General features: G+C 67.4%; 32 protein-coding genes. 16 read left to right on the forward strand and 16 right to left on the reverse strand.

The features are described 5' to 3' along the window. The first annotated feature begins 10 nt into the window (after nucleotides 1–10). Nucleotides 11–1288, forward strand: a complete 1278-nt coding sequence (locus ABEB17_RS19520; protein ID WP_345718414.1) for a family 4 glycosyl hydrolase — start codon at nucleotides 11–13, stop codon at nucleotides 1286–1288. Nucleotides 1289–1292: 4 nt separating this feature from the next. Then, complete coding sequence (locus tag ABEB17_RS19525; protein WP_345718415.1) at nucleotides 1293–2294, forward strand: N-acetylglucosamine kinase; 1002 nt, start codon at nucleotides 1293–1295, stop codon at nucleotides 2292–2294. A gap of 55 nt (nucleotides 2295–2349) precedes the next feature. On the opposite strand, the gene ABEB17_RS19530 is transcribed toward ABEB17_RS19525, so the two are convergent. Then, nucleotides 2350–3096, reverse strand: a complete 747-nt coding sequence (locus ABEB17_RS19530) for a phosphotransferase family protein (RefSeq protein ID WP_345718416.1) — start codon at nucleotides 3094–3096, stop codon at nucleotides 2350–2352. An 83-nt stretch (nucleotides 3097–3179) separates the two neighbouring features. Between ABEB17_RS19530 and ABEB17_RS19535 the strand changes: the two genes are divergently transcribed. Next, entirely contained in the window at nucleotides 3180–4355 is a 1176-nt protein-coding gene (locus tag ABEB17_RS19535; protein WP_345718417.1) for an NUDIX domain-containing protein, read from the forward strand. Between the two features lie 44 nt (nucleotides 4356–4399). Here the strand turns inward: ABEB17_RS19535 and ABEB17_RS19540 are convergent, their stop codons facing one another. The 4 genes from ABEB17_RS19540 to ABEB17_RS19555 form a co-directional block, all read right to left on the reverse strand. Beyond that, nucleotides 4400–4912 (reverse strand): hypothetical protein, encoded by a 513-nt coding sequence (locus ABEB17_RS19540; RefSeq protein ID WP_345718418.1) that lies wholly within the window; start codon nucleotides 4910–4912, stop codon nucleotides 4400–4402. Between the two features lie 118 nt (nucleotides 4913–5030). Beyond that, a complete protein-coding gene (locus tag ABEB17_RS19545) occupies nucleotides 5031–5543 on the reverse strand; it encodes a DUF3592 domain-containing protein (protein WP_345718419.1) in 513 nt (170 codons plus the stop codon). Between the two features lie 353 nt (nucleotides 5544–5896). Next, nucleotides 5897–6283: a VOC family protein gene (locus tag ABEB17_RS19550; protein ID WP_345718420.1), complete on the reverse strand. Its 387-nt coding sequence runs from the start codon at nucleotides 6281–6283 to the stop codon at nucleotides 5897–5899. A 321-nt stretch (nucleotides 6284–6604) separates the two neighbouring features. Next, nucleotides 6605–6979, reverse strand: a complete 375-nt coding sequence (locus ABEB17_RS19555) for a VOC family protein (protein ID WP_345718421.1) — start codon at nucleotides 6977–6979, stop codon at nucleotides 6605–6607. 183 nt (nucleotides 6980–7162) lie between these two features. On the opposite strand from ABEB17_RS19555, the gene ABEB17_RS19560 reads away from it, so the two are divergent. The 3 genes from ABEB17_RS19560 to ABEB17_RS19570 all read left to right on the forward strand — a co-directional run bounded on the left by ABEB17_RS19560 (nucleotide 7163) and on the right by ABEB17_RS19570 (nucleotide 9292). Further along, nucleotides 7163–7528, forward strand: a complete 366-nt coding sequence (locus ABEB17_RS19560) for a hypothetical protein (protein ID WP_345718422.1) — start codon at nucleotides 7163–7165, stop codon at nucleotides 7526–7528. Between the two features lie 112 nt (nucleotides 7529–7640). Next, nucleotides 7641–8270 carry a histidine phosphatase family protein gene (locus ABEB17_RS19565; protein ID WP_345718511.1) on the forward strand — a complete coding sequence of 210 codons (630 nt, stop codon included), beginning with the start codon at nucleotides 7641–7643 and terminating at the stop codon, nucleotides 8268–8270. A gap of 212 nt (nucleotides 8271–8482) precedes the next feature. Then, nucleotides 8483–9292: an SDR family NAD(P)-dependent oxidoreductase gene (locus tag ABEB17_RS19570; protein ID WP_345718423.1), complete on the forward strand. Its 810-nt coding sequence runs from the start codon at nucleotides 8483–8485 to the stop codon at nucleotides 9290–9292. 162 nt (nucleotides 9293–9454) lie between these two features. On the opposite strand, the gene ABEB17_RS19575 is transcribed toward ABEB17_RS19570, so the two are convergent. From ABEB17_RS19575 to ABEB17_RS19585, 4 genes are all read right to left on the reverse strand, one after another. Then, on the reverse strand, nucleotides 9455–9817 hold the full coding sequence (locus ABEB17_RS19575) for a hypothetical protein (protein ID WP_345718424.1): 363 nt from the start codon (nucleotides 9815–9817) through the stop codon (nucleotides 9455–9457). A 256-nt stretch (nucleotides 9818–10073) separates the two neighbouring features. Beyond that, entirely contained in the window at nucleotides 10074–10670 is a 597-nt protein-coding gene (locus ABEB17_RS19580) for an SMI1/KNR4 family protein (protein WP_345718425.1), read from the reverse strand. A 154-nt stretch (nucleotides 10671–10824) separates the two neighbouring features. Continuing rightward, nucleotides 10825–11283, reverse strand: a complete 459-nt coding sequence (locus ABEB17_RS20055; protein ID WP_378226999.1) for a DUF6869 domain-containing protein — start codon at nucleotides 11281–11283, stop codon at nucleotides 10825–10827. A gap of 79 nt (nucleotides 11284–11362) precedes the next feature. Then, on the reverse strand, nucleotides 11363–11602 hold the full coding sequence (locus ABEB17_RS19585) for a hypothetical protein (RefSeq protein ID WP_345718426.1): 240 nt from the start codon (nucleotides 11600–11602) through the stop codon (nucleotides 11363–11365). Nucleotides 11603–11831: 229 nt separating this feature from the next. On the opposite strand from ABEB17_RS19585, the gene ABEB17_RS19590 reads away from it, so the two are divergent. The 4 genes from ABEB17_RS19590 (at nucleotide 11832) to ABEB17_RS19605 (ending at nucleotide 14189) form a co-directional block, all read left to right on the forward strand. Next, nucleotides 11832–12422 (forward strand): hypothetical protein, encoded by a 591-nt coding sequence (locus ABEB17_RS19590; RefSeq protein ID WP_345718427.1) that lies wholly within the window; start codon nucleotides 11832–11834, stop codon nucleotides 12420–12422. 436 nt (nucleotides 12423–12858) lie between these two features. Beyond that, nucleotides 12859–13119 (forward strand): hypothetical protein, encoded by a 261-nt coding sequence (locus ABEB17_RS19595; RefSeq protein WP_345718428.1) that lies wholly within the window; start codon nucleotides 12859–12861, stop codon nucleotides 13117–13119. 129 nt (nucleotides 13120–13248) lie between these two features. Further along, a complete protein-coding gene (locus ABEB17_RS19600) occupies nucleotides 13249–13680 on the forward strand; it encodes a hypothetical protein (protein ID WP_345718429.1) in 432 nt (143 codons plus the stop codon). Nucleotides 13681–13988: 308 nt separating this feature from the next. Further along, a complete protein-coding gene (locus ABEB17_RS19605) occupies nucleotides 13989–14189 on the forward strand; it encodes a hypothetical protein (protein ID WP_345718430.1) in 201 nt (66 codons plus the stop codon). Between the two features lie 383 nt (nucleotides 14190–14572). Here the strand turns inward: ABEB17_RS19605 and ABEB17_RS19610 are convergent, their stop codons facing one another. Together ABEB17_RS19610 and ABEB17_RS19615 are read right to left on the reverse strand one after the other, a co-directional pair. Further along, on the reverse strand, nucleotides 14573–14857 hold the full coding sequence (locus tag ABEB17_RS19610; protein ID WP_345718431.1) for a hypothetical protein: 285 nt from the start codon (nucleotides 14855–14857) through the stop codon (nucleotides 14573–14575). 138 nt (nucleotides 14858–14995) lie between these two features. Next, on the reverse strand, nucleotides 14996–15496 hold the full coding sequence (locus tag ABEB17_RS19615) for a hypothetical protein (RefSeq protein WP_345718432.1): 501 nt from the start codon (nucleotides 15494–15496) through the stop codon (nucleotides 14996–14998). Between the two features lie 783 nt (nucleotides 15497–16279). Between ABEB17_RS19615 and ABEB17_RS19620 the strand changes: the two genes are divergently transcribed. The 3 genes from ABEB17_RS19620 to ABEB17_RS19630 all read left to right on the forward strand — a co-directional run bounded on the left by ABEB17_RS19620 (nucleotide 16280) and on the right by ABEB17_RS19630 (nucleotide 17176). Next, entirely contained in the window at nucleotides 16280–16480 is a 201-nt protein-coding gene (locus tag ABEB17_RS19620) for a hypothetical protein (protein ID WP_345718433.1), read from the forward strand. A gap of 127 nt (nucleotides 16481–16607) precedes the next feature. After that, a complete protein-coding gene (locus ABEB17_RS19625; RefSeq protein WP_345718434.1) occupies nucleotides 16608–16799 on the forward strand; it encodes a hypothetical protein in 192 nt (63 codons plus the stop codon). 104 nt (nucleotides 16800–16903) lie between these two features. Beyond that, on the forward strand, nucleotides 16904–17176 hold the full coding sequence (locus ABEB17_RS19630; RefSeq protein WP_345718435.1) for an SMI1/KNR4 family protein: 273 nt from the start codon (nucleotides 16904–16906) through the stop codon (nucleotides 17174–17176). Between the two features lie 355 nt (nucleotides 17177–17531). Here the strand turns inward: ABEB17_RS19630 and ABEB17_RS19635 are convergent, their stop codons facing one another. The 3 genes from ABEB17_RS19635 to ABEB17_RS19645 all read right to left on the reverse strand — a co-directional run bounded on the left by ABEB17_RS19635 (nucleotide 17532) and on the right by ABEB17_RS19645 (nucleotide 18896). Further along, nucleotides 17532–17906 (reverse strand): hypothetical protein, encoded by a 375-nt coding sequence (locus ABEB17_RS19635; protein ID WP_345718436.1) that lies wholly within the window; start codon nucleotides 17904–17906, stop codon nucleotides 17532–17534. A gap of 83 nt (nucleotides 17907–17989) precedes the next feature. After that, the gene (locus ABEB17_RS19640; protein WP_345718437.1) at nucleotides 17990–18376 is read right to left on the reverse strand and encodes a hypothetical protein; all 387 of its coding nucleotides are present in this window, start codon (nucleotides 18374–18376) and stop codon (nucleotides 17990–17992) included. Between the two features lie 133 nt (nucleotides 18377–18509). Next, the gene (locus ABEB17_RS19645) at nucleotides 18510–18896 is read right to left on the reverse strand and encodes a DUF7660 family protein (protein WP_345718438.1); all 387 of its coding nucleotides are present in this window, start codon (nucleotides 18894–18896) and stop codon (nucleotides 18510–18512) included. Between the two features lie 160 nt (nucleotides 18897–19056). Between ABEB17_RS19645 and ABEB17_RS19650 the strand changes: the two genes are divergently transcribed. Next, the gene (locus tag ABEB17_RS19650; protein ID WP_345718439.1) at nucleotides 19057–19293 is read left to right on the forward strand and encodes a hypothetical protein; all 237 of its coding nucleotides are present in this window, start codon (nucleotides 19057–19059) and stop codon (nucleotides 19291–19293) included. 1001 nt (nucleotides 19294–20294) lie between these two features. Further along, a complete protein-coding gene (locus tag ABEB17_RS19655; protein WP_345718440.1) occupies nucleotides 20295–20690 on the forward strand; it encodes an NUDIX hydrolase in 396 nt (131 codons plus the stop codon). 97 nt (nucleotides 20691–20787) lie between these two features. Here ABEB17_RS19655 and ABEB17_RS19660 read toward each other — a convergent pair whose 3' ends face one another. Together ABEB17_RS19660 and ABEB17_RS19665 are read right to left on the reverse strand one after the other, a co-directional pair. Continuing rightward, nucleotides 20788–21000: a hypothetical protein gene (locus ABEB17_RS19660; RefSeq protein WP_345718441.1), complete on the reverse strand. Its 213-nt coding sequence runs from the start codon at nucleotides 20998–21000 to the stop codon at nucleotides 20788–20790. Between the two features lie 55 nt (nucleotides 21001–21055). Beyond that, nucleotides 21056–21238: a hypothetical protein gene (locus ABEB17_RS19665; protein WP_345718442.1), complete on the reverse strand. Its 183-nt coding sequence runs from the start codon at nucleotides 21236–21238 to the stop codon at nucleotides 21056–21058. 508 nt (nucleotides 21239–21746) lie between these two features. Here ABEB17_RS19665 and ABEB17_RS19670 point away from each other — a divergent pair. Continuing rightward, nucleotides 21747–22556: a PGPGW domain-containing protein gene (locus tag ABEB17_RS19670; RefSeq protein ID WP_345718443.1), complete on the forward strand. Its 810-nt coding sequence runs from the start codon at nucleotides 21747–21749 to the stop codon at nucleotides 22554–22556. The last annotated feature ends 18 nt before the right edge of the window (nucleotides 22557–22574 follow it).

The raw sequence follows: 22574 nt of genomic DNA on the forward strand, positions 1-22574 counted from the left end.
TGATGGCCCGATGAAGATCGCCGTGATCGGCGGCGGCAGCACCTACACGCCGGAGCTCGTCGAGGGCTTCGCCCGCCGCGCGGACGTCCTGGGCGTGGACGAGCTGGTGCTGCACGACGTCGACGAGTCCCGCCTGGAGGTCGTCGGCGGGCTGGCCCAGCGCATCCTGCATCGCGCCGGGTTCCCGGGACGGCTGGTGACGACGTCCGACCGCACCGCGGCGATCGACGGCGCCTCGGCCGTGCTGGTACAGCTGCGGATCGGCGGCCAGGGGGCACGGCTGGTCGACGAGACGCTGCCCAACAAGCGGGGCGTGATCGGGCAGGAGACCACGGGCCCGGGCGGTTTCGCCAAGGCGCTGCGCACCGTGCCGGTCGTGCTGGACATCGCCGACGAGGTGCGACGCCGAGCGCTGCCGGACGCCTGGATCGTGGACTTCACCAACCCGGTGGGGATCGTGACCCGCGCCCTGCTGGACGACGGGCACCGCGCCATGGGTCTGTGCAACGTGGCCATCGGCTTCCAGCGGCGGCTCGCGGGCCGCTTCGGCGTCGACGCCGACCGGGTGCGACTCGGCCACGCCGGGCTCAACCACCTGTCGTGGATCCGCAGCGTCGAGGTGGACGGCGTGGAGCGGCTGCCCGAGCTGCTGCAGGGCGAGGGTGCGCAGGAGCTCGCCGCGGAGGTCGGCGTGCCGGTCGAGGCGCTGTCAGTGCTGGGCGCGATCCCGTCGTACTACCTGCACTACTTCTACTGCACCGACCACGAGCTCGAGGAGCAGCAGACCGGCGAGCACCGGGCCTCCCGGGTGGCCGACATCGAGCGCGAGCTCCTCACCATGTACGCCGACCCCACGCTCGACCACAAGCCGGCCCTGCTGGAGCAGCGCGGCGGCGCCTACTACAGCGAGGCGGCCGCGGCGCTGGTGACGAGCCTGCTCACCGGTGACGGCGCGCACCACTACGTCGACATCCGCAACGAGGGGACGATCGAGGGGCTGCCGGACGAGGCGGTCGTGGAGGTGCCGGCGGTCGTCGACCGCCACGGCGCGCACCCGGTGCCGGTACCGCCCTTGCCGCCCGAGATGCTGGGGCTCGTGCAGGCCGTCACCGCGTACGAGGTGCTGGCCGGGCAGGCCGCCCGGACCGGTGACCGGGACGTCGCGCTGCGCGCTCTCGTGGCTCACCCGCTGGTCCGCCAGTGGGACCTCGCGGTCGACCTGCTGGACGACCTGCTCGCCGCCAACGCGCACCACCTGCCGGCGTTCGATGGGGATCAGGGTGCCTGACCGCGTGCCTGACCGCATGCCTGACCTGGTGCTGGGCCTGGACGGCGGCAACAGCAAGACCGACGTCGTCCTCGCCGACTCGACGGGGCGGGTGCTCGCGCGCCGACGCGGGCCGGGCACGCGCTCGCACGTCGACGGCATCGCGACCATGGTCGACGGTCTCGCCGTCCTGGTGGACGAGGTCCGGGCGGGTGCCGGCATCGCGCCCTCCCAGCCGGTCGCCGTCGGCGCGTTCTACATCGCGAACCTCGACCTGCCGGAGGCCGAACGCGAAGCGCAGCAGGCGATCGCGGCCCGCGGACTGGCCTCCCGGGTGGTCGTCGGCAACGACACGGTGGCGGTGCTGCACGCCGGGGCGCCGGACGGGTGGGGCGTCGCCGTCGTGTCCGGTGCCGGGATCAACGCGATCGGGGTGGACCCGGCCGGGACGGTCGCCCGGTTCCTGGCGCTCGGTGAGGCCACGGGCGACTGGGGCGGCGGCTGGGCGGTGTCCGTCAGCGGGATCGGCGCGGCAGTGCGAGCGGGTGATGGGCGGGGGGCGGCGACCCTGCTCGGTGACCGGCTGGCGAAGCACTTCGACCGGACCAGCGTGGAGCAGGTCGCGATCGACGTCGCCGACGGCACGATCCGCCAGCACGACGTGATCACGGCGGCACCGGTGGTCTTCCGGGCGGCGGTCGACGGGGACGACGTCGCCGCCGCCATCGTGCACCGGCTCGGCGACGAGGTCGTCGAGTTCGTCCGGGCAGCCGTGAACCGGTTGGGGCTGAACGACATCGACGTCCCGGTGGTGCTCGGCGGCGGCACGCTGCAGCACGGTCCGACCTTGCTCCTGGACCACATCACCGCCCAGCTCGCCCATCAGGTGCCGCGCGCCCTGCCTCGGGTGCTCGACGTCCCTCCCGTCGCCGGCGCACTGCTCTCCGCGCTGGCCACCGCGGGCGCCGGGCACGACGTCCTGGCGCGGGCCCGTGCCGCACTCACGGCCCGGGACGCCGGGACCTAGCCGAGCCCGGGTCCCCGGACTGATCGAGATCCACAGTCGCGCCAGGCATTCCACCTCACGTGCGAGATCGCAGCACGGCGACCTCGGGGTACTCCTCCGGCGGTCCGTATCCGTGCTCGACCAGCCAACGCACGTTGCTCAGGCATCGCAACGACCACCAGGCGCGGATGAGCTCGCGGTCGACGTCCGTGCCGTAGCCGACGATGACGTCGTCGAGGTGCTCCGGGTGTCCGAGCGTGAGGGTGGCAAGGTCGAACAGCGCGTCACCCCGGGATCCCTCGGACCAGTCGATGACGCCGGTGACCTCGTCACCGGTGACGAAGACGTGGTCCACCTGCAGGTCGCCGTGCACAAAGACCTCTGCCCACGGCCGCAGCGCCCGCTCAGCGAGTCGGCGGTTGCGGGTGACCACCTCCGCCGGAAGGACGCCGTTCGCGACGAGCCACTCGCACTCACGGGCGAGGCCCGAGGCGAGCTCGTCGAGGCTCCGTCCGGGCCACGGTGGCGGCGGCGCGTTGTGCAGAGCTCGGACGGCAGCGCCGGCCGCGACCCACGCCGCCGAGGTTGCGGCGGACGGCTCGCCGAGGTGGCCGAGCGCCGTCCCGGGAACCGCGGCCAACGCGAGCACGGGCGGGTTCCGCCAAAGGATCGTCGGGGTCGGGAGCGGCGCCATCTCCATCACCTGGATCTCGACGTCGGTGCGGAACGGATCGGCATCGACCTTCAGGAACACGTCGCCGACGCGTAGGGTCGCCCGCTCGCGATGAGCGACGACGACCGAGACCTCCTCCACGTTGGCCATGATCGCGGGCTCGGCCGCCCGACGTCACCCCATATCTGCGCGCACCTGGACCCCGAGGTGGACGTCGTCGATAGCCTGCGGCGATGGTCGCCAGGACTCCGATCGCCGTCGCTGCACTGGTGCGCGACGGCCTCGTGCTCCTGGTGCATCGCCATCCGCTGCGGCGGTGGTACCCGGATTGCTGGGACCTCGTCGGCGGACACATCGAGCCCGGCGAGTCGCCACGCCAGGCCGTGACCCGGGAATGCCTCGAGGAGCTCGGTGTCTACGTCGAGGACCCTCGACCCCTCCCGCTGACGTTCAGCGACCCCACCCTGGACATGCACGCCTTCCTCGTGACGCGGTGGGAGGGGGAACCCGTCAACGCCGCACCCGAGGAGCACGACGACCTTCGCTGGTTCCGACCCGGCGAACTCGAAGACCTGAAGACTGCCCACCCGGGCAGCGTCCCGAGCCTCATCTGCGCACTGCAGGGCGCCACCGACCAGCCCGGCGAACGCTCCGGACGCGGACCCGCTGTCGGTGGGCCTTCGTATGCTGAGCGCGTGGCTGAGGGCGAGTTCGTCGACCGGGACCTGCGTGGCGCGCGGTTCATCGAGTGCGACCTGTCGGACGTGGTGATGCGCGGCGTCGACATCGCTGGGATGGACATCGATGCTCCCTGGCTGCACGTAGGCCCGGGACTTCGGGTGAACGGGGTCGACGTGGCGCCGCTGGTCGAACAGGAGCTTGATCGCCGCTTTCCTGGCCGCAGCGAGCGGCGGGCGGAGAGCTCGGCTGGTCTGCGTGCGGCCTGGACCAGCGTGGACCAGGCGTGGGCCACGGCGATCGAGCGCGCGACGACGCTACCCGCCGGGTCCGTCGACGCAAGGATCGATGACGAGTGGTCCTTCGCGGAGACGCTGCGCCACCTAGTGCACGGCATCGACCTCTGGCTGGGCAAGGCCGTGCTGGGCCGGGAGGAGGCTGACTTCCATCCCCTCGGTCTCGGGTACGGCAGCAAGGCCTCCGAGGCTGTGCCTTATGGCGACATCGTGGCCGCCCGCGCGAACCGGGCCGCGATGGTGCGCGACTTCCTGGCCACCGTCACCGACGAGGTGCTCGACGAAGAGCGCCGCAACCCGCACAACCCGGCGAAGACCGAGACGGTGCGCCACTGCCTGCACGTGATCCTCGGCGAGGGTTGGGAGCACCTGCGATTCGCCCTCCGTGACCTCGACGCGATCGAACACCCGCCAGCCCGGACGTCGACGTCCTGACCGGGCGGCGGCAGCCGCGAAGGGGCGCAGCTCACCCGATCCGGTCAATCGCCGTTCTTGGGCAGTCGCCACCCCCACTGCCACGGCCACAGGAACCTCCTGCCGTGGTGAGCGAGCTCGTCATAGGGGAGGAGGCGCAGGCGTCCGATCGCGCCGGCGAGCGCGTCCTCGTACTGAGCGGTCTCGAACGCGAGAGAGGCGGGCGCATTCTCGATGGGCTCAGGCGGCTCGTAGCCGTTCTCCCAGGCGAACTGACTCCAGGTGGTCAGCTCGGTGCCTACCTGAAGCCTGGCCGTGACTGCTCCACACGCGAGATCACCGCACGCGCCGCACACGAAGAGGAAGATCCGTCCGATGTCGAGCCCGTCCGCCGGACGTACGCCGAGCAGCTCGTCGATGGCGCGCTCGACGCCTGGGAGCCAGGCACGGTTCAGTGGTGTGACAAGGCCGCGGCTACCGGGAAGGGAGTCCGACAAGGCCCGTCCGTCGACCACGATGTCGAGGAAGTGCGACTCGGGGTACCTCGTCACGTTCCCGTCGTGGAACGTCCGCCGCAACACGACAGCCTGCAGAGCGAGCTGCGAAACCTCAGTGGTCACGAGTGCACCCCAAGGTCCGTTCGCCTCCCTCGATTCACACCTCGATCAGGGGCGACCGCACGTGCCGGCAGACTCCTCACGGCCTCTTGCGAGGTCGGGCGAACGCCCGGGCCGGATCGATCGCGGCGTAGGCGAACACCAGTCCGAGCACGATAAGCAGGAGTCCAGCCAGGATCTGCGTCGGGCTCCCCGCCAGGTGGGCCTGTGTGGGGTTCGATGCCGCGTAGCGGATCGTGACGGTGTCGCCCGTATGAAGGGACTCGTCCTCCAGGGTTGTGGTGACGTCGCGCCCGGATGAGGTGGTGAAGCGGACGGTGAAGGTGTCCGGCCACCGGTCGCGCGCCTCGACGCTGACTACCTGCGCCTGAGCCGTTACCCCGTCGCGGGACACGGCAAGCTCGGCCGCCAAGAGCGACACGCCCCACGCGATCAGGCCAGCGCACATGACGATCGAGAACGAGCGTTGAATGATCCGCATCGGTCTGCGCCATTCCGGCCTTGCCTTGGCCGAGGCCGCCGGCGGCGGCTTCGCGACGGTTCGGTCGACGTGCGGCAATGACCGACGCGGGTGGCGACGACTGACGGCCACGCGAGGGTGCCTCCTCTCCATCCGTGCACGTGCTGATGCCGGCCCTCGGTTCCCGGACGGCGGCGCCCGCTGGATGATCGCACGCGTCGGCTCGACGCCCGGCCGCGCCCCTATGCGTGGTCGCGAGGCTCGCTCATCGTCGCGAGGCTTTGCGCTATCGACGCCAGGGCTAGGGCCTGGACCGCCTCCCAGGTACCGGGCTTCAGCTTCTCCGCCAACTTCGTCGCCTGCTCTGCGAGTTCCTTTGCCGTCATGTCGTGCACGGTACGGAGGCCGCGCGCCTGGTGCGTGGCGACGCGCGGAGCTCCTCGTCCCTCCACGCGGCAGATCCGGGCGCCACGAGCTGCACGTCTTCAGACGGCTTCCGCGACCTGGATCAGGTGACCGTCCGGATCCTCGACCCACGCGATGAGGAGCCGCCCAAGCCACGGCTGCGGCTCCTTCACCGGCGTGGCCCCGACCTCTTGGAGGCGTGCGTATGAAGCCGCGGCGTCGTCCGTCCACAGAATCACGGCAGCACGCTGGCCATGCGCAACGGGCTCGAGGCCATGGTCGTCGCGAGTGGACCCCTCGCTGGCCAGACCGATTCGGTACCCGTCGAGCACCAGGTCGACGTGGATGGGGGAACCCTCCGTGGGAGTTCTGAAGACCTCCTCAAAACCGAGCGCTTCATAGAAGCTCACCGTCCGAGGCAAGTCCCTACTGAACAACACGACCTGGGGGGTCCTGAACAGGCTCACCTTCGCAGTCTGGCAGGACCAACGGCGCAAAGCTCACCGTCTAGCCCTCCCACCGTGGCATGACCGGTCGGCCGCCCTCAACGCGGCAGACCGGCCGAAGATGACGGCACTGAGTGGGGATACTGGAGACGCCGTCAAGATCGAAATCCCCGAGGAGACGTTCGCTGCGCGCTGGGCGACGTCCCGCGGTACCTGCGCTCGCTGGGCCTCGGACGGCTCCGCAAGGACCACAGCCTGCCGTTGACCCCTCCGGCGGAGAAGGTCTGGATTCAGTCCGTGCAGGAGTTTCGGCGACGCCCTGTCCGCGGCAGATGCGGACGTCTATCTGAACTCGGTGAGGGACAGCACGTTTCCGTCAGGATCGCTGAACCACGCGACGTGATCGCCGTTTGGAGTCGTCCACACACCTTGCGCGTCCTGCTCCATGCCGTCGTATCGGGCGAAGACAACGCCGAGCGAAACGAGCCCGCTGACGGACTTGCTCAGGTCAGCCACGCGCCAGCCGAGAACGGTGTAACCGGGGTGGGCTACCTTCGCCACGGCAGTGACGCGCAGCATGGTGCGGTGAGCGTCAAACACGACCGCGTAGGCGTTCTCATCGATGACGCGAAGCCCGAGGACTCGCTCGTAGAAGGTGCGCGCCCGGGCCAAATCGGTTGCGGGCGCGAATGCGACCACATCGCTGGTTGCCAGCACGGCAGCCCCCTCAACGGTGACGACAAGCGCTTCAGTGTGCCGCACGAGTACCGCGGCCTGCACTCCTCTCGGCCTGAGAGTCGATCGGCGCCGGGCCGCAGGCAGGCGGCGAAGTGACGCGGGTACGGATCGCGGCAGATCCGGGCGTTGCCCGGAGGTCGCCTTTCCACCAGTCTGATGCGCGTGACAGGGATGATCCGTCAGCTTCAGGTTGCCCTTGAGGAGCGGGCCTGGACGCAGACGCGGCTGTCAATGCGCGAGCCCACAGCCTCCTTGTCGACGGAACTTCTTGAACTGCGCCCCGTTGATGGCTCCGGCGCGACGATCAAGGTCGTCGAGGATGGGGGCAGCCTCCATGTCATGGCGGGTGATCGCACCGAGGACTTGCTCGACAATCAGCGCGCTGCCTTGGATCTGATCGCGGCCATCGTTGAGCAGGGATTGGTCGAGGACTACCTGCTCGGGTGGTTCCGGAACGGCCGTCCTGCAAGCGGTGGCGAGATGCCGCGCAGTGGTTGGCGACGGCGCAAGGTATGGCCGGCACATTGACAGGGCCAATCACCTGAACATCGGCAGGGGCGCACGCTCTGCGGCAGGACCGGGCGATCGCCCCCAACGCGGCATGACAGTGCACGACAAGCGTGGTGCTTTGATGTGGGGCATGGCTTTGGAGACCACACGGTTGCTCTACCTTGCGCGTCACGCCGAGCCAGAAGGCGGCGACAGCTCGGGACTGACGTCGAACGGTGCACGGCAGGCTGAGTACTTGGGCCGGCGACTCGCACCTCTGGCGGTGGGCCGAATCACGCATGGGCCGCTCCCCCGTGCGGCCGAGACGGCACGAGTGATGGCGGAGCAGTTCGATCAGATGCCCTCACTCTCTGAACTCGACGCCGCAGGCGACTACGTCCCACATGTGCCGGGTCGTGACGAACTGCCCGATGCCTGGGCGGACGCCGTGCTGTCCTTCATGGGAGACGTCTCCCAGGACGAGGTGGCCCACGGCGCCACTCTCGGTGCCCGGGCCGTCGATCTGCTGGCCGGCCCTGCGGTGGATGGGCGGGAACCTGTCGATGTCGTCGTTACCCACGCTTTCACTATCGGGTGGTTGGTGCGCCACGCGTTGGACGCCCCGGCCTGGCGCTGGTTCCCCCCGAACCAATGCCACGCCGGACTGACGGTCATCAGGTACGAGGTCGACGGCCCTCCGTCGGTCGTCGTCGCCAACGACATCGCTCACCTACCGACCGAACTCCAGTGGACCGGATTTCCGATGCATCTGCGGCTGTGAGGCACCCGTCCGCTCATCGGCCTTGACCACAGGGAGGCATGACCGTCCTCGCTGTGGCCTGTTCCAATGGCGCCGTCAACTCCGCAAAAGTGGCCGGTCACCTTTGAGGTGATGGCCGCTGAGAGACCGTCTTCGGTGGTGGTCGCCTCAGCACCGATCTTGCGGGGCCGGGCTCGCTTGACCGCGACCTCTGGGCAGGTAAGCATCTGCGGATGCTTCCTGATGCGTTTCGCCTCGCCGATCGCGTCGCGTTGGTCACTGGTGCGGGCGCGCCGGACGGCATCGGCCTGTCGGCGGCCCGACTGCTGGGTGCTCTTGGTGCCCGAGTGGCAGTGTCGGCGACCACCGACCGCGTGGTGGAACGCGCCGCCGAGCTGCAAGTATCGGGTGTCGACTCCATGGGGGTGGTGGCTGACCTCACCCAGGACGACCAGGTGCGGCAGGCACTCGCTGCAGTCGAGCGGGAGCTCGGTCGGCCCACGATCCTGGTGAATTGCGCGGGGATGACGAGCCTCAGCGCACCTGCGATCGACGTTGCGTCCTCTGGTGGCGAGGAGTCCGGGACTGCAACCGGTATGACCTACGACCTGTGGCGCCGGTCGCTCGCTCGCAACCTTGACACGGCGTTCCTGACGACGCGGGCGGTGCTTCCGGGGATGCAGCAAGCGGGCTGGGGTCGAGTCGTCATGGTGGCCTCGGTGACCGGGCCGGTCATGGCGATGCGGGGGGAGGCGGCCTACGCCGCCGCCAAGGCCGGCATGGTGGGCTTGGCCCGCTCCATCGCAGTGGACTACGCCCGGGACGGCGTCACTTCCAATGCCGTGGCGCCCGGCTGGGTCCGCACCGGTAGCCAGACCGCCGACGAGGCGATCCAAGCGCGTCACACTCCGGTCGGGAGAAGTGCCACCCCGGACGAGGTCGCCTCGGCCATCGCCTTCTTGTGCAGCCCTGGCGCCTCCTACGTCACCGGTCAGTGTCTCGTCGTTGACGGCGGCAACAGCATCGCGGAAGAGCGCAGTTGATCGGACCGGATGCCACCCCGTGCCCGTTGCCTTCAGGATCGCCCTGAGCGGCGTACCCGCGTGGGTTGGGTCTTCGGCCGGTAACGGGCACCAGGAAGCGCCGGGCCTCAGGACATCTCCACCCTCACCGCAGCAGATCCGGAATCCAAATCCCGAGAGCACCTACCAAGTCCATAGCACGACGATCACAGCCAGCAGGATGCCGCCGCAGAGCGGGACGAACCAGTTCTCGAACTTCTCATCCCCGTCAGTCCAACCTTCAGGGCGCTCCCGGCCGCCAAACGCCGTGAGCTCGACCCTGCTGCGCACGACGAGGATCGCGGCTAGGCCCACGCCCGCCATGATGGCGAGCGCCTCGTTCACAGTGGTGGCCGATGCTGCCAGGCCGCTGCAACAGACGAGGACGAAGGCGAACATCGCTGCCAGAGCGATGCGACGCTCGTGGCCGTGCCAACGATGGCAAGCCGCCCAGACCGCGAGGCCCCAAGAGATGAGCGCACACAGCGCTGGGCCTGCGGTGATCATTCATCGTCCATGTGCGTGCCTCGGCGTAAGCGTCGATTCTCCCGGATCGTTTAGCGTCCCATCGGCCACCGGGTTCACGACCTGATGGGCCGAGGACCTGGCCATGGAAGATCCGCTCATCCGGGACGACAGGCCACCCTCCGCGGCAGATGAGGTCGCCGGCGTGGCCGCGCGCCTAGCCGGCCAGCAGTCCGGCTCAGCCATGAATCGCCAACTGTGATGGGGTTCCATCTGCACGCCCACTCCGGCGTAGCCGTTAGTTGTACACGCCCTTGGCGAACAGGCGCTGCACGATCACCCGCGTCTCGCGGGCGCGTCCAGATGAGTTGAACGCGAATGCTCCGGCCTCGAAGAGTTCAACCAGCCCCTCCATGTACTCAGCGAGGCTGCCAAACACCCGCTCTGAGTAGCGGTCGATCATCAGTTCAAGCTCCAGATTGAGCACCGGCGTTGGTGCTGCAGCGGGTCCTGAACAGTCAAGAACTGGGCCACGCGTGCGATTGGTCGTGGGTGTGTGCCAGGTGCGTCCGAACAGGAAGTCAGCCGTAACTCCAAAGTCGGCGGCCAAGTCGGCGGCCTCCCTGCGACGAAACTGAGTATTCGCGAGGTCCTCTTCGAAACCGCCAGACCTAAACTCCAGGTCCAGGGACCAACTCCCCCACCCGTTGTGCCAGCCGTAGTAGGCGACGATCTCGTCGGTGAAAGTCAGGCCAAGGTCCTCACCACGTTGGCGCACTTCGTCCTCCGAGGCCCCCGGAGGGAGCGCCGCGTTAGGAACGGCCGTTAATACGATCTCGTCAAGCCGGGAAAGGGCAACCTGAAGTCGCGCCACGAACTCGTTGTTGGTCATCACGAGCTAAGTCCCCTCCGCAGCGCATCGCTGTCTGCACCATCGTCTCAGGAGTTGGAACGGGCCCGACGCACCATCCGAACATCGGCACGACCGCGCACGCTCGGTGGCAGATCCGGGCGAGCGTAGCTGCCCTCACCGCGGCAGACTCGGATGTTCAGGAGCCCGGGTTTCGCGACCTCGTCCATCGTGCGAGGCGAGCCTCGACAGCGGGTGTGTTGTGCCCCTTCTCGAGCCAAGCGTGAGACAGGGCCCGGGCGAAGGACGGGGATTGACGCGCGTTCAGCTCGATCGCGTCTACGACCGAGTCCCCATGCTCATGCAGAAGATCCTCGAGGGGCCCGGCGCCCACGGTCTCACCGTCGTCGTGGGGCGGCGACGCGTCGTTGAGGCGACGAAGGAACGCCACCCCGGCGTCGCCGCCAGCATCGACCATCGCGCGCACTGCATCGTCGGCTGCTTGCACCTCTGCCGGCTGTCCCTGCTCGAGAGCCCTGCGCTCTTGGCGGGACCCGACCGTGCGTCGCTGGAACTCCCACCAGTTCGCAGCCAACTGCTCGAACTCTCGATCAGGCATCCTCACCATCCAATCCTTCGAGACACATTCACCTCGCATGACCGCGCCACCTTCAACGCGGCAGATCCCGACGAAGAGTTGTCGCCCAGTCCCGAACCGGACGCACGAAGTACCGGAACTATTCGTCGCCCCACTCAGCCGTAAGCCGGCGACGCAACAAGTCCACTTGGACTGTCATCGCGCCGAGCAGCTCCTCAAGGTTGGCCGACTCAGACGTGCGGAACGACCACGTCACGTCCCCGTCGCGGTCTAGGCACTTGATCAAGGCGAACGTGAACAGCGGAACCTCGCCCTCGTCCAGCGGATGAAGGGTCTGCCCGGGCAGGACTTGCTCAATGGGTTGGCGCTCCTCGGTCATGACCCAAGTATGACCGCGCACCCGGCGCACGACTCGCGGCAGATCCGGGCGAGCGGTCGCCCTCAACGCGGCAGATCCGGGCGAGGGTAGCCGCCCTCAGCGCGGCAGATCTGGACGCTCCGCGCGGTCACGTTGGCTGCTTCTGAGAACTGTCTCTGCGATGGAACGGAGGCGGATACCCTCACCGTCACAACGGGGAGTGCGAGGCGGTTCAAGGTGGAGGACTGAGATGGCGCAGACCGCAGTGGAGCCAGCTCCGCCGCCGGTGCGGCGCGGGCGGAGGTTCGTCATCGGCGCGGTCGTCTTCGTGCTGGTTCTACTCGGCGCCGCGATCTGGCCAGGTCCGGCGCTGTACAGCCATGAGCGCATCACCCGCGCGGACATGCTGCTGCGCCCCGCGACCGGGTTCGGCCTCAGCGAGGACACCTGGTCTGCCATCGGGCTACAACAAGATGACGCGGTCGTGGCGACCATCATCGTGACCTGGACCGCCCCGTTGCGAGTCGGCGACGACTGCCCGGTCCGCGTTGTGGTCGGCGCTCCCGCTGGCGAGTGGAAGCTGCTGAACGTACTCCCGGTGCCGGGTCAGCAGGTGGTGCAACGAGCAGACGACGCGGTGACCTTCGAGTCCGACCCGGGCAGTCAGCGCGTGGTCCACCTGTCGTTTGCGACCGACGGCGCCGATCAGGCGAACGTGCAGGACGCCCTGGACGGCGGCGGGCACGTCCTGCTGCAACGGAGGTGCCCCGACCACTCAAGCCGGTTGGAGAAGAGCAGCTACGACGTGACCTCCGAGCTGCCCGGCCCGACCACCGGGTAGGTCGAGCGAGCTGGGCCTTGGCATGTGCGCCGTGGGCGCAGCTTCGGCTGTCAACGGCGACATGGTCGGCGGGTGCGGCACGTCACCGCGGGCCACCTGGTCGGGCAGGATGACACAAGTGCCCTATCGCCGTCGATCAGATCGCAGGCGATTGAACATGGCCCGGTATGCCGTGCTGGCAGCTGCAACGGCGCGCCAATCGCTTGGGCCGGCGTTGGTCGACCTGGGCCTCATGCGGACGGGGGACGGGCCTGGACGCGTGCACCTCTTCAGGTACGCGTGCTCGTCGACTCGAAGGCCGGGGACCCTTACCGCGGCGGCGCGTTCACCCTCGAGTTCGAGCTGTCCTCAGTCGGGCACTTCGAGAGGAAGCTCGCTGGCCGGGTGCGGCTGGACCAACTCCTCGACGCCAACCAGCCGGGCGGAGTTCCTGCAGATGCGCAACACGATGGCAGCGCGGCTCGAACAGCCACCTGAAGAGCACCTGGCTCACGTCCCGGAGTCCCTACGCGACGAGTACCTCCGGCCCTTCACCGAAGCGGACGAACTGGGCCGGCGCTTCTGGATGCGGTTCCGCAGCGAAGCGGACGCCGCCGATTGGTGCAGGTGCGTACGCGGCATGCTGCCCGCTGCCATCGAACGGGCGGGCACCTTGTCGCCCCACACCCTGTACCTCGGCGAAGACCTGGACTGGTGACACCCGGCGCAGACGAAGGCGAGCGGGCGCGTTGACCTCACGCGGCTGCGTGTCAGTTCTGGACGGCCGCCAACACCGACGGCAAGACTCCAAGTCGATGCACCACGAGCGACGAGCGGGGACAGCACGATGACCGACATGCCTTGCCTCGCGATCGGGGCCGTGCTGGGCGACTCGGACTCGGAGAGCCGGGACTGGGGTCGAGCGATCAGGGAGGTTTCGATGGAAGCCAGCGCGCTGTGTGCCGAGGTCAACAGCCCGATCTTGGTGAACGCTGTCCTCCACGTGGACGGGCGCATCGTGCCGAACGAATTCACGGGGGTCCGGACTGGCCGGTACGACCGCCACACCCACGTCCTGGTGGTGCAAGTCGCGATGGGCAATCATGCTCCAGTCGACGGCGACCGACGAACGGTGCTTGTCAACCTGGTGGCTGACGCCTTGGACGAAGCTGAGCGGTACGCAAAGCGAAGAGGGTTGGCGGATTCGCTGCCCGAGCTCCGCCAGGTCTTGCGCCAACTGCAGCGGCCGACCGGACAGGGGAACTGCCCAGAAACCTGACTGTCTCCGTTGCAGACAGACGTCCTACGTCGGAAGGGGCAGGTGCGAGTGGCGGTCGGCGCCACCATCGTTGGGGCTATGTCGTTCCCCGCCGGAGAGCCGGAAGTCGAGCACGTGACCCTGACGCAGCCCGGCAAGGCTCACCCCGGGTACTCGTTGCGCGCCTCGCATCTGTCAGGGATGGCCATGTGTGTCGAAGTCGCTACCCGAAGGGGGGCTCGCGTGGCTGCCCGCACGAGTCGGAGAACCCGGCCTTCCTGGAGTCGACAGCAACGCCGGCCGGCTGGGTCGCCATCGCCGACGGCCCGATGGGCGCGACTGACCTCGGCGTCCGTATGCAGGGCACCAAGACAACCCTGCCCGCTCAACCGATGCCGCAGGAACTGGGTTCGGGGACGTATTTGATCATCACCGTGCCGAGCGACGAAGTACGGCTCACCCTGACCTGGAAGGACGAGGGCGGCCGACGCATTGCGACGCAGCATCGAACAGCAATCGAAGGCAACTGACCGCCAACACTTGGGCCCTCACCGCGGCAGATCCGGGCGAGCCGGGAGCAAGGCGCGGCGCTGCTGGCCCCATGCGAAGTGAGTCTCGCAGCCCCAATCCTCGAGTCCATCGGCGAGGACCCGCAGTTCCTCGAGCCAGCGATCGAGGCTCGACGGTTTCCAGATGAACTCTTCTCCTTGCGCGCGGACTTGCACCCACCACATCCCTCCAGGAGGCGGTGGATCGAGCTCCCGCATGGTGCGCCCGAATGGAGGCGTGCTGTCAGCGGTCCACCCCAGCGCACACCGTCGCGCCGGCGACGTCAGCGACCCACAGGCACGACCGCAGGCGCTCCGTGGCAGTTCCGGGCGAGCAGTCGCCCTCAACGCGGCATGACCGGTCGCTACTCGTTTACCTGAGATCGAAGACGCCTGACCTCCGCCACCAAGGCGGGCAGTGCGTTTCGTGCCGCGGCAACCAAGTCGCAGGTAGAAGTGTCCGCTGGACCGTTGTCACGGGCGAGGTACAGGTCACCCAGGCGAGCTGACCCCTCGCCGACCCGGATGAAGGTGTCGCCGGACAACGGATCGCGCCCCTCGACGATCGACGTCCACGGGGGCGGGTCTGCCGCCTCGGACAGTCGCAGGAGCCGATCAAGTGCCGCTTCGTCGAGGGCCATCTCCTCCATGCAGGACATGGTGTCCGAAGGCGGATCGAAGTGCACTCACATCGGCACGACGCGCACGATCAGCGGCAATTTCGGGCGACCGGAGCCGCCCTCACCGCGGCCCGGTCGGCGCTGATCCGGGAGTCTGCTCGAGTTCCGTCAGCCGCGCCAGGACTTCAAGTCTGCTCGCTGCCGTAGCACCTCGGACGGTGAGTCGTAGTAGCGAATCAAGACGTCGAGGGCCTTGAGGGTCAGCTTCTTACCCGCGTCGTCGATCCGCCCAGAGAGGCGGAGCAGCGTGAAGCCGGCGGCGACAGTGATCGTTGCGGCGTCGACGTCCTCTGGGTTGTCCAAGTCGGCGGACACGTCTGAGAGTCCAGCGTCTTCCAGCAGGTCGGTGACTGTGGTGTCAGGACCGAGTTCTTCACGGCGCTCGTCCCACTCGGAGAGCATGTCGGAGCCCTCATCAGTCCCGAATGGCGCGAACTCACCCGCAGGGTCCTCGTAAACGGGGTCGGAGAAGTGCGCCGTGAAGGCCGGCGCGGCCTTGGGCAGCTGTCCCCCGGGTATCGGCGCCTTCGTGGTGGTTGAGGGTCGGCTTTGGACGGGCGCGGCTTGGCCGGAGTGATTGCACCCGGCAAGAACGGTGATGGCAGCCACGAGAGCCGCGTAGACCATGGGCGTAGATGCGCGACTCACTTGCTTGGGCACCGCCGTCACGTCAGCAGTCAAGCATGATGGCTTGAGGGCACCGCGGATGGCATCCGCCCATCGGCACGACCGCGCCCGATCAGCGGCAGATCCGGGCCTTTCGGTTCTACCACGGGATCAGCCAGCGCCTGATCCGACGACCTTTAGCATCTCGGGGAAGAGGTGGCAGAACTCGCCTCCTCCCCTCTTCATCCAGTCCCCGCGTTACGAAGCCATGATGGTGGACGTAAATACCGAGTGCAACGAGGCTCAGCAGGCTCGCCGCCAGTACTGTCCCGGCAAGCGCTCCGACCGACCCAGCCACGAGGGTGGCAAGCCCCTGGGCCGGGTCGAAACATCCGCAGCCGCCGAGGTCTGGCGCGTGTCCGATGCCAAGGCGCCAACCCTGTCGGGCGCTTAGGACCATCACCGGCACGACGATGACGCAGAAGCCCACGGCCACGAGCGCAGCGCGAACGCGACGCGACATGCTCACCTCCCGGACGCACCATAAAGGCCGTCATGGGGTGGATGTGACGTCGTGATCCAACCGTCATCCAGAGCCACCCCGCCAGACGAATCGTCGTCCGACAAAGCGCGCTCATCGGCAGGACCGCGCACGGTCAGCGGCAGATACGGAAATTCCGACCACCAGTCGGGCACGGTGGTGTCGAGAGCTCGGGATTGCCCCCTTCAAGCGAAGTGCGGCAGCGTTGGCCTCGATACCCGCAGTTACTGACCTGAGGAGCAGGCATGCTGCCATCGCCGCTGAAGCTTGAGGGTGAGTCGGTCGCCGGGCACGAGCCACCCGAGTTGCTGGTCTTCTGGGACAACGGGCACGTGGTCGAGCTCCACCTCACCAAGCCCGGGCAAGAGCCCGCAGTCATCAGTCTCGGGCCGAACCAGACCGTCGCCCTTCGCAACTGGCTCACCGGTTTCCTCAGCGCAGGCTGACTCGCACGTCACGGAATGAGAGGCACGCTCCGGCCAATCCGCTCATCGGCACGGCCGCGCGCGATCAGCGGCATGATCGGATGTGCCACAGGGGTGTGCGCCGAGTCTGTCAGGAAGGGTGACGCAAGTGAGCAAGCGCAAAGACTTCAGGGCCGAGCAACAAGAACTTCAGCGGTTGCTCGCTCGCGAGCTGGCCGAGTACGGGCCGCATCCGCTTGGCCCGAAGGACGCGGACAGGGTGGCCTGGCACTTGGCTGATGTCACGCTCGCGGTGGTGATCGAAGCGGTGAAGACCGCTGAGGCGCCATCCACTGGCTGACCGGCCGCAGTCATGAATCGAACCTGCGATCAGCGGTAGATCCGGGCGAGCGTAGCCGCCCTCAACGCGGCAGATCCGCGCGAGACCCGGGATTGCGTAGGGTCGTGAGGCTGCTTAAGTCGTCGTGTCGATCCACCGAAGCGACCAAGTGCGCATCGCGGCTGACAACGTCCAGCCCTGACTTCGCCGATCTGTACACGCCGTTCGACGCGCTCGTCTTCTTCGCAGACGCCGGCAACGGGGACCAGTTCGGGGTCGCCATGCGAGCCAACCGGGAGGTCTACGTCTGGAACCACGAGAACGACAGCAGGACCTGGGTCGCGCCGTCCATCCTGAGGTACCTCGAGGACACGATGTCGGGGCAGACCAAGGTGTGACTGCCGAGCCAGCGGGCACGCTACGGTCGCGGTCGGCTGCAGATCCGGATGTTCAGCTCGTGCCTCGATTCCGGACGAGGACAAGGTTCTGTGCACCGCAAGTTGGGCACCAGAGGCGGTACTCGCCATGGTTGGGCTCTTGCTCGCCGGCGGGGATCCAGTCCGCCCGCAACACGGCATCGCCAAGCTCGGGACAAGTCAGATCGACCATCCCTGTCTGGGTCACTTGGCGGGCAGCCTCAAGCCACCCCTCACGTCCGTCCACTCCCGCAGGCTAACCCGGTCGCCGTCATCCGCGGGCCACGCTGGCCAGGATGGGCGCGGCAGTGCACTCAACGCGGCATGAGAGTGCGGTTCAGCCGTGGTCGTGCCAGGCGTAGTACTGCCCCTGGCTTCGGGCGCGGCGGCGGCTCTTCTTGGTCATCCACGGGTACCGGTCGGCGATCCACGCCTCTGCCTGCTGTTCCTCACCGCTGGGCCACTGGCCTCCCAGACGGATGTGAACTTCTTCGATATGGGCCTCGATCGTTGAACGGGCCAGCTCCACGGCAGCCACGAGCGCATCCCGACCATCTTGCGGCTGGCTCGGAAAGAGTTCGGCGGCCAGCTCGGCTACGGGCCGGCGCCAGTTCGAGCCGAACTCAAGGGCAGCCTCGAATAGCCGGTTGAGGTCAGCGTCGTGGGGAGCAGCCATGCGCACATCCTGCCGGTGCGCGACGTCAGCGTTCATGCTTCCAACAACGACACGACTGAGCGCGGTCAGCGGCAGAGGAGTATGGCCCCCGGCGCGCGCTGCACCGCTGCCGGGTGCGGTCATTGGAAGGGCTTCCCGTCAAGGATCGTTCCGTCTGTCTTGAAGCAAGAAGTCACGGCTTCGCGCGTCTCTCTTGTCCATCGTTCGAGCCACTCACTGGACTGCGTCGCCGGCCGTGCCAACCAGCTCTGCGCTGCGACCCGAACTAGAGCCTTGAACTGCTCAGGGGTTGAACGGCCAATCTCGAAGAGGTCTTCGAGCTCGGCCCAGGCGCAGTAGAGCTCACCTGCGTGGGGAAGTTCGGGATCATCGAGAAGGTCTTGCATCCGCGACCGGGTGATTGCCTGGTAGGCGGCCTCGGGGTCCGTTGCGGCAAGCGCTGCCCGTGCCGCTGGGTCTGTGTTTGACAGCAGCCGCCACTCTCGCTGCAACGCATCGCTGGTCACGATGGCAACCTACGACGCGCGATCCAGGGCAGGCCACGTCTTGGGATGAACTCAATCGCGGCCGCACAAGCACGACCGCCCTCAACGCGGCAGATTCGGGCGAGCGTAGCCGCCCTCAACGCGGCGGATCCGGTCACTCGTAGATGGTGGCCGCCTGTAAGGCGTCGTTGACAACCTCCCATCCGTTGCCCGGAGGGACCCGGTCGCGGTTGTCGTAGTAGCCCCCCGAATCGGCGAGCCACGCGGCGAACGCCTCCAGGTACTCGTGCAAGGCAACATTCGTCCAAGGGGCACCACCGGCGGCATCGATAGCCAGTGCTCGTGCGGTCGCGATGACCCTGTCCCGCCCGCCGGCCAGAGATGCCGACGGGCACCCGCCAGCTCCGCACTCGGTGTCGACGTCAGTATCGCCATGCTCGAACTCATAGTGAAAGCAGACATAGTGCATCCGCTCGAACACCTCATACTGGGCGGCGCTCTCGCGGACGGGTCGATGGCATCGCTGGCATTCGAGAGTCACGGCGGCAGCATGCCAGTTGCCGAGCAAGAGTTTGTGCCAAGCCATCCGAACATCGGCACGACCGCGAAGGCTCAGCGGTAGAGCCGGGCGTCCTCCGTGCTCTGCCCTGGGGTTGTACGCCTGGCAGGCACTCGCGAATCCATCCCCCTACCCTGCTGGCATGACCGATGACGGCGCCTCGGTTGGGTTCCCGGAAGACCTGGCAGGGCACTATTGGGCGCAGCTCGAGCGCACAGAGCCAAAGGGCCGATGGCGGTTTGCCGTGCTCGACTACCAGAACAACGTCTTGCTGACGGGACTCGCGACCAGTGAGCAGCAAGCGGCTCGTATCGTACGTGCCTGGGATCAGATCATCGTCTCCGAGTTCGAGGGAAGCGAGGATCCGAGCATCGACTGATCGACGTCGCCGATCGGGCTGAGGCGTACCAAACCCGCACGGCGCAGGCCGACGGACAACGGCAGATTCGGTGGACGAACCGGCGGTTTGACTTACGTCTGGGTCGTACACGCCTCGCATGAGGGTCAGCACGCCGATACTGACGGTATGACTCATCACCCGAGACTGACGACGACGTTTGGATACCTCGCCGTCGGCCTTGGCGTCCTTGCTTTCGGCCTGATCAGTGCCGCTGGCATGTCGAACATGGGGGACCCTGGACCCGGTGACTCGCTTGAACCGCCGCGCATCTTCTACGTCCTGACGGCCTGCGCTGGCGTTGCTGCAGTTCTCGCCGTCGCTGGGGGACTCGCCTCTCTCGGCTCGTGGCTGCGATTCAGGCGCGACCAAGCGTGACGTCCGAAGATCGGCACAACCGCGCGGATCGCGGCACATCCGGGCGAGCGAAGCCGCCTTCACCGCGGCAGACCCGGACGTAGACGGATTCGGTGCGTGCACTTCCGGCACGGCGCGTCGAACGTGGTGAACCTTGCCGGGTCGGCCGTTGGACTTGTTCAGGCGTTCAGGGCGTGGCGTCAGGCTCGATTCGTCCTCGTCTGCGCGCCAGGCGCCAAAGAAGAGTTATGAGAATCGCGAGTCCCCAGGTAACACCAACGGCGCCATGAAGCAGCCGGTCCATTTTGGACCGACTCGGATCGCCCACGAAGCCGTCGCCGAGCCAGATCAACACCAAGAGAAAGAGCGGAGCATCGTGCCAGCTCCACCGTTCAGGGAAGAGCTCACGACCGGCCGCAGCGGCCACGCACGCAGCTATCCCAAAGCCGATTGCCACGGCGTAGATAGCGACCGTCAGTACTTGCACACGAAGAGGATCGCACGTCGCGATACGGCCGGAGCGGGCATCCGAACATCGGCACAACCGCACTCGATCAGCGGCAGATCCGGGCGAGCGTAGCCGCCCTCAACGCGGCAGATCCGGATGACTTGGTGAGAATGGACAGATGTGGGAATGGGAGACGAGCGTGGTCCTGGTCCGGAGCGCCGCCGATGAGCTGCTGTTCGTCCGGCAGGATTACGGACATCGCTTCTTCGGCCTGCCGGGCGGAAGAGTCGAGGCGGGCGAGGAGCCCCAGGCGGCCGCCGTTCGTGAGCTCTTCGAGGAGACCGGGTTGACGGCCGATACCGTGGCGTTCCTGCGGACCTACGACCTGGTGTACCCCGGAACCGACAGCAGCTACGGCGCGCACGTCTTCGTCTGTGACCGGTATTGGGGCGAGCTCGCGACGAACGTGCCCGACGAGATCTCGTCGGTAGGGTGGTGGTCCCTCGGTGAGCTGCCGTCGCCGCTGACGCCCTCGGCCCACGTCGTCGTGCGCGACTTGACGAGGCCCTCGTAACGTCCGCTCATCGGCATGACCGCCCTCAACGCGGCAGATCCGGACGAGCGGGCCCCGCCCTAAAGGCGGCAGACCCGGATGTCTGCGGCCGAGCTGACTAGCGACGGCGGGGCTGGCGATGGAAGTAGACAGTCATCGTGAGGTCGTCTTCGCCACCAGTCACTGCTGACTGAAACGTGATGTCTTGAACGTCGACGTCACCTTCGACCTCGATCGCATCAGCCAGACGCCGAAGGAGGGCAGGAACGAAGCCCTGGCCGTCGCCCGATGGGTTGCTGATCGAGAAGTTGAAGATGGTGTTGTCAGGCACCAGGCAATCATCGCGCGACCCATGCTGTCGCGCCATCAGCGGCAGATCCGGATGTTCAGTCGAGCCCTGATAGGTCGACGCCGGGCTTCATGGTGATGTCGAAGAAGTCCAGCAAGGAGTCAGCGATTAGGGGCGGCATCTCATCGACGGCGCGCCGTACTCCAACCTGTGCCTCAATCTCCCAGGCAATGACACGGCGGAGCTGATCGAAGACTTCCGCACGGGTTATCTCGGTCACGGCACCGATTGTGCCGGATCGTCAGGGCATCCACGGCACTGCCGCGATCAGCGGCAGATCCGGGCGAGCGGGTCGCCCTCAACGCGGCATGAGCGGAAGCGCTCCGGCGGTCAGTCCCTAGGAGCTGGGCCATGGCGGCTCGGGTACGTGCGGACAACTTGCAGGTTGGTGACGTTGTAGTCCTGACGACGGCGTCGGGAGACCAGGCGCTGCGGATCCATGCGGTGATTCCGCGCACCGCAACGATCAAGTTCGTGGGACGAAGACCCGAGCACCCATCCGAGAGCGCCGGCCAGTTCAATTGGGGCTGGCCTCCGGACCACATGGTCGAACTCGTCGCTGGGGCGCACTAGGACCACCCGCTCATCAGCACGAGCGCGCGACACGCAGATCCGGGCGAGCGGTCACCCTCAACGCGGCAGATGCGGACGCTGCGGCGACTGAAACGACGGAGTGACCGGTAGTGGTGATGTAGGGCGCCGCCAGTGGGGTGCAGCAGACTGGTGTGGTGCAGGAGTTGGTGGAGTATCTGATCGACCTCGATGGTCTGGACAACGACCAGCAGGACGCGATCGGGCGAGCGGTGCTTGGGGCGATGGCACCGGTCGCTGCTCGATTTCAGATCGACATCCCTGGGGCGCGGCCCGGCGATCCTGAGGACATGTTGAACGCCGGCGAGGTACTCCGTGTCGCGGCGGGCAAGACCTCCGAGAAGGACCGTGCCTACGCGACCTCAGGTTGGTTGGACGCCACGGATCCGGCCCTGTGGGAGGCCATGGTCACGTTCATGCCCTGGTCGTACGACGGCGACGTCTGGAATGGCGATGGACGTCAGATCGTGGGGTTGCACGATGGCGAGGTCACCTACGTTGCACTCAATGACGAACAGCTATCCGTGCTCTCTGAGATCGTCGGGCCGGGCCGCCTCCTGCCCTGGGCGCAAGTGCGGTCCGAGCGCCGGGCGGCGCGGCGGGCATGGCTCCGCAGGAACCCTGTACTCGTGGGCGGCTGGCTGGCGATCATCGTGGGGATACTGCTCGTGCCGCTTCCAGGGCCCGGATTGCCGGTCATGTTGGCCGGCCTGGCAGTGGTTGCCGGAGCGTCGATCACCAGCAAAGCGCGCCGTCGCCGGGCCTCAACGGCCGACCGGCATCTCCCGCCGGGAGATTGCTCAGGCTGTGGGCACCCTTGGTCGGAGCACCGTGGCTCCGGCAACGACAGGCGAGGCATGTGCGGGGAGTGCGCGTACGAGTTCGAGCACGACCAGCGGGCGACAGAAGCTCCAGGTTGCCGCCTGTCCATCCCAGCAGCGCGATGATGTCCGGCCCTGAACGCG

The sequence above is a fragment of the Angustibacter luteus genome (assembly GCF_039541115.1).
Lineage (GTDB): Bacteria > Actinomycetota > Actinomycetes > Actinomycetales > Angustibacteraceae > Angustibacter > Angustibacter luteus.

Coding starts and splice junctions, on each gene's coding strand:
- ABEB17_RS19530 (WP_345718416.1), bottom strand. CDS start 3,096: ATGGCCAACGTGGAGGAGGTCTCGGTCGTCGTCGCTCATCGCGAGCGG.
- ABEB17_RS20055 (WP_378226999.1), bottom strand. CDS start 11,283: ATGCGAGGTGAATGTGTCTCGAAGGATTGGATGGTGAGGATGCCTGAT.
- ABEB17_RS19610 (WP_345718431.1), bottom strand. CDS start 14,857: ATGGAGGAGATGGCCCTCGACGAAGCGGCACTTGATCGGCTCCTGCGA.
- ABEB17_RS19650 (WP_345718439.1), top strand. CDS start 19,057: ATGACCGATGACGGCGCCTCGGTTGGGTTCCCGGAAGACCTGGCAGGG.
- ABEB17_RS19605 (WP_345718430.1), top strand. CDS start 13,989: ATGGGCGCGACTGACCTCGGCGTCCGTATGCAGGGCACCAAGACAACC.
- ABEB17_RS19585 (WP_345718426.1), bottom strand. CDS start 11,602: ATGACCGAGGAGCGCCAACCCATTGAGCAAGTCCTGCCCGGGCAGACC.
- ABEB17_RS19535 (WP_345718417.1), top strand. CDS start 3,180: ATGGTCGCCAGGACTCCGATCGCCGTCGCTGCACTGGTGCGCGACGGC.
- ABEB17_RS19595 (WP_345718428.1), top strand. CDS start 12,859: ATGCGCAACACGATGGCAGCGCGGCTCGAACAGCCACCTGAAGAGCAC.
- ABEB17_RS19520 (WP_345718414.1), top strand. CDS start 11: ATGAAGATCGCCGTGATCGGCGGCGGCAGCACCTACACGCCGGAGCTC.
- ABEB17_RS19655 (WP_345718440.1), top strand. CDS start 20,295: ATGTGGGAATGGGAGACGAGCGTGGTCCTGGTCCGGAGCGCCGCCGAT.
- ABEB17_RS19575 (WP_345718424.1), bottom strand. CDS start 9,817: ATGATCACCGCAGGCCCAGCGCTGTGTGCGCTCATCTCTTGGGGCCTC.
- ABEB17_RS19620 (WP_345718433.1), top strand. CDS start 16,280: ATGCTGCCATCGCCGCTGAAGCTTGAGGGTGAGTCGGTCGCCGGGCAC.
- ABEB17_RS19635 (WP_345718436.1), bottom strand. CDS start 17,906: ATGAACGCTGACGTCGCGCACCGGCAGGATGTGCGCATGGCTGCTCCC.
- ABEB17_RS19565 (WP_345718511.1), top strand. CDS start 7,641: ATGGCTTTGGAGACCACACGGTTGCTCTACCTTGCGCGTCACGCCGAG.
- ABEB17_RS19590 (WP_345718427.1), top strand. CDS start 11,832: ATGGCGCAGACCGCAGTGGAGCCAGCTCCGCCGCCGGTGCGGCGCGGG.
- ABEB17_RS19600 (WP_345718429.1), top strand. CDS start 13,249: ATGACCGACATGCCTTGCCTCGCGATCGGGGCCGTGCTGGGCGACTCG.
- ABEB17_RS19570 (WP_345718423.1), top strand. CDS start 8,483: ATGCTTCCTGATGCGTTTCGCCTCGCCGATCGCGTCGCGTTGGTCACT.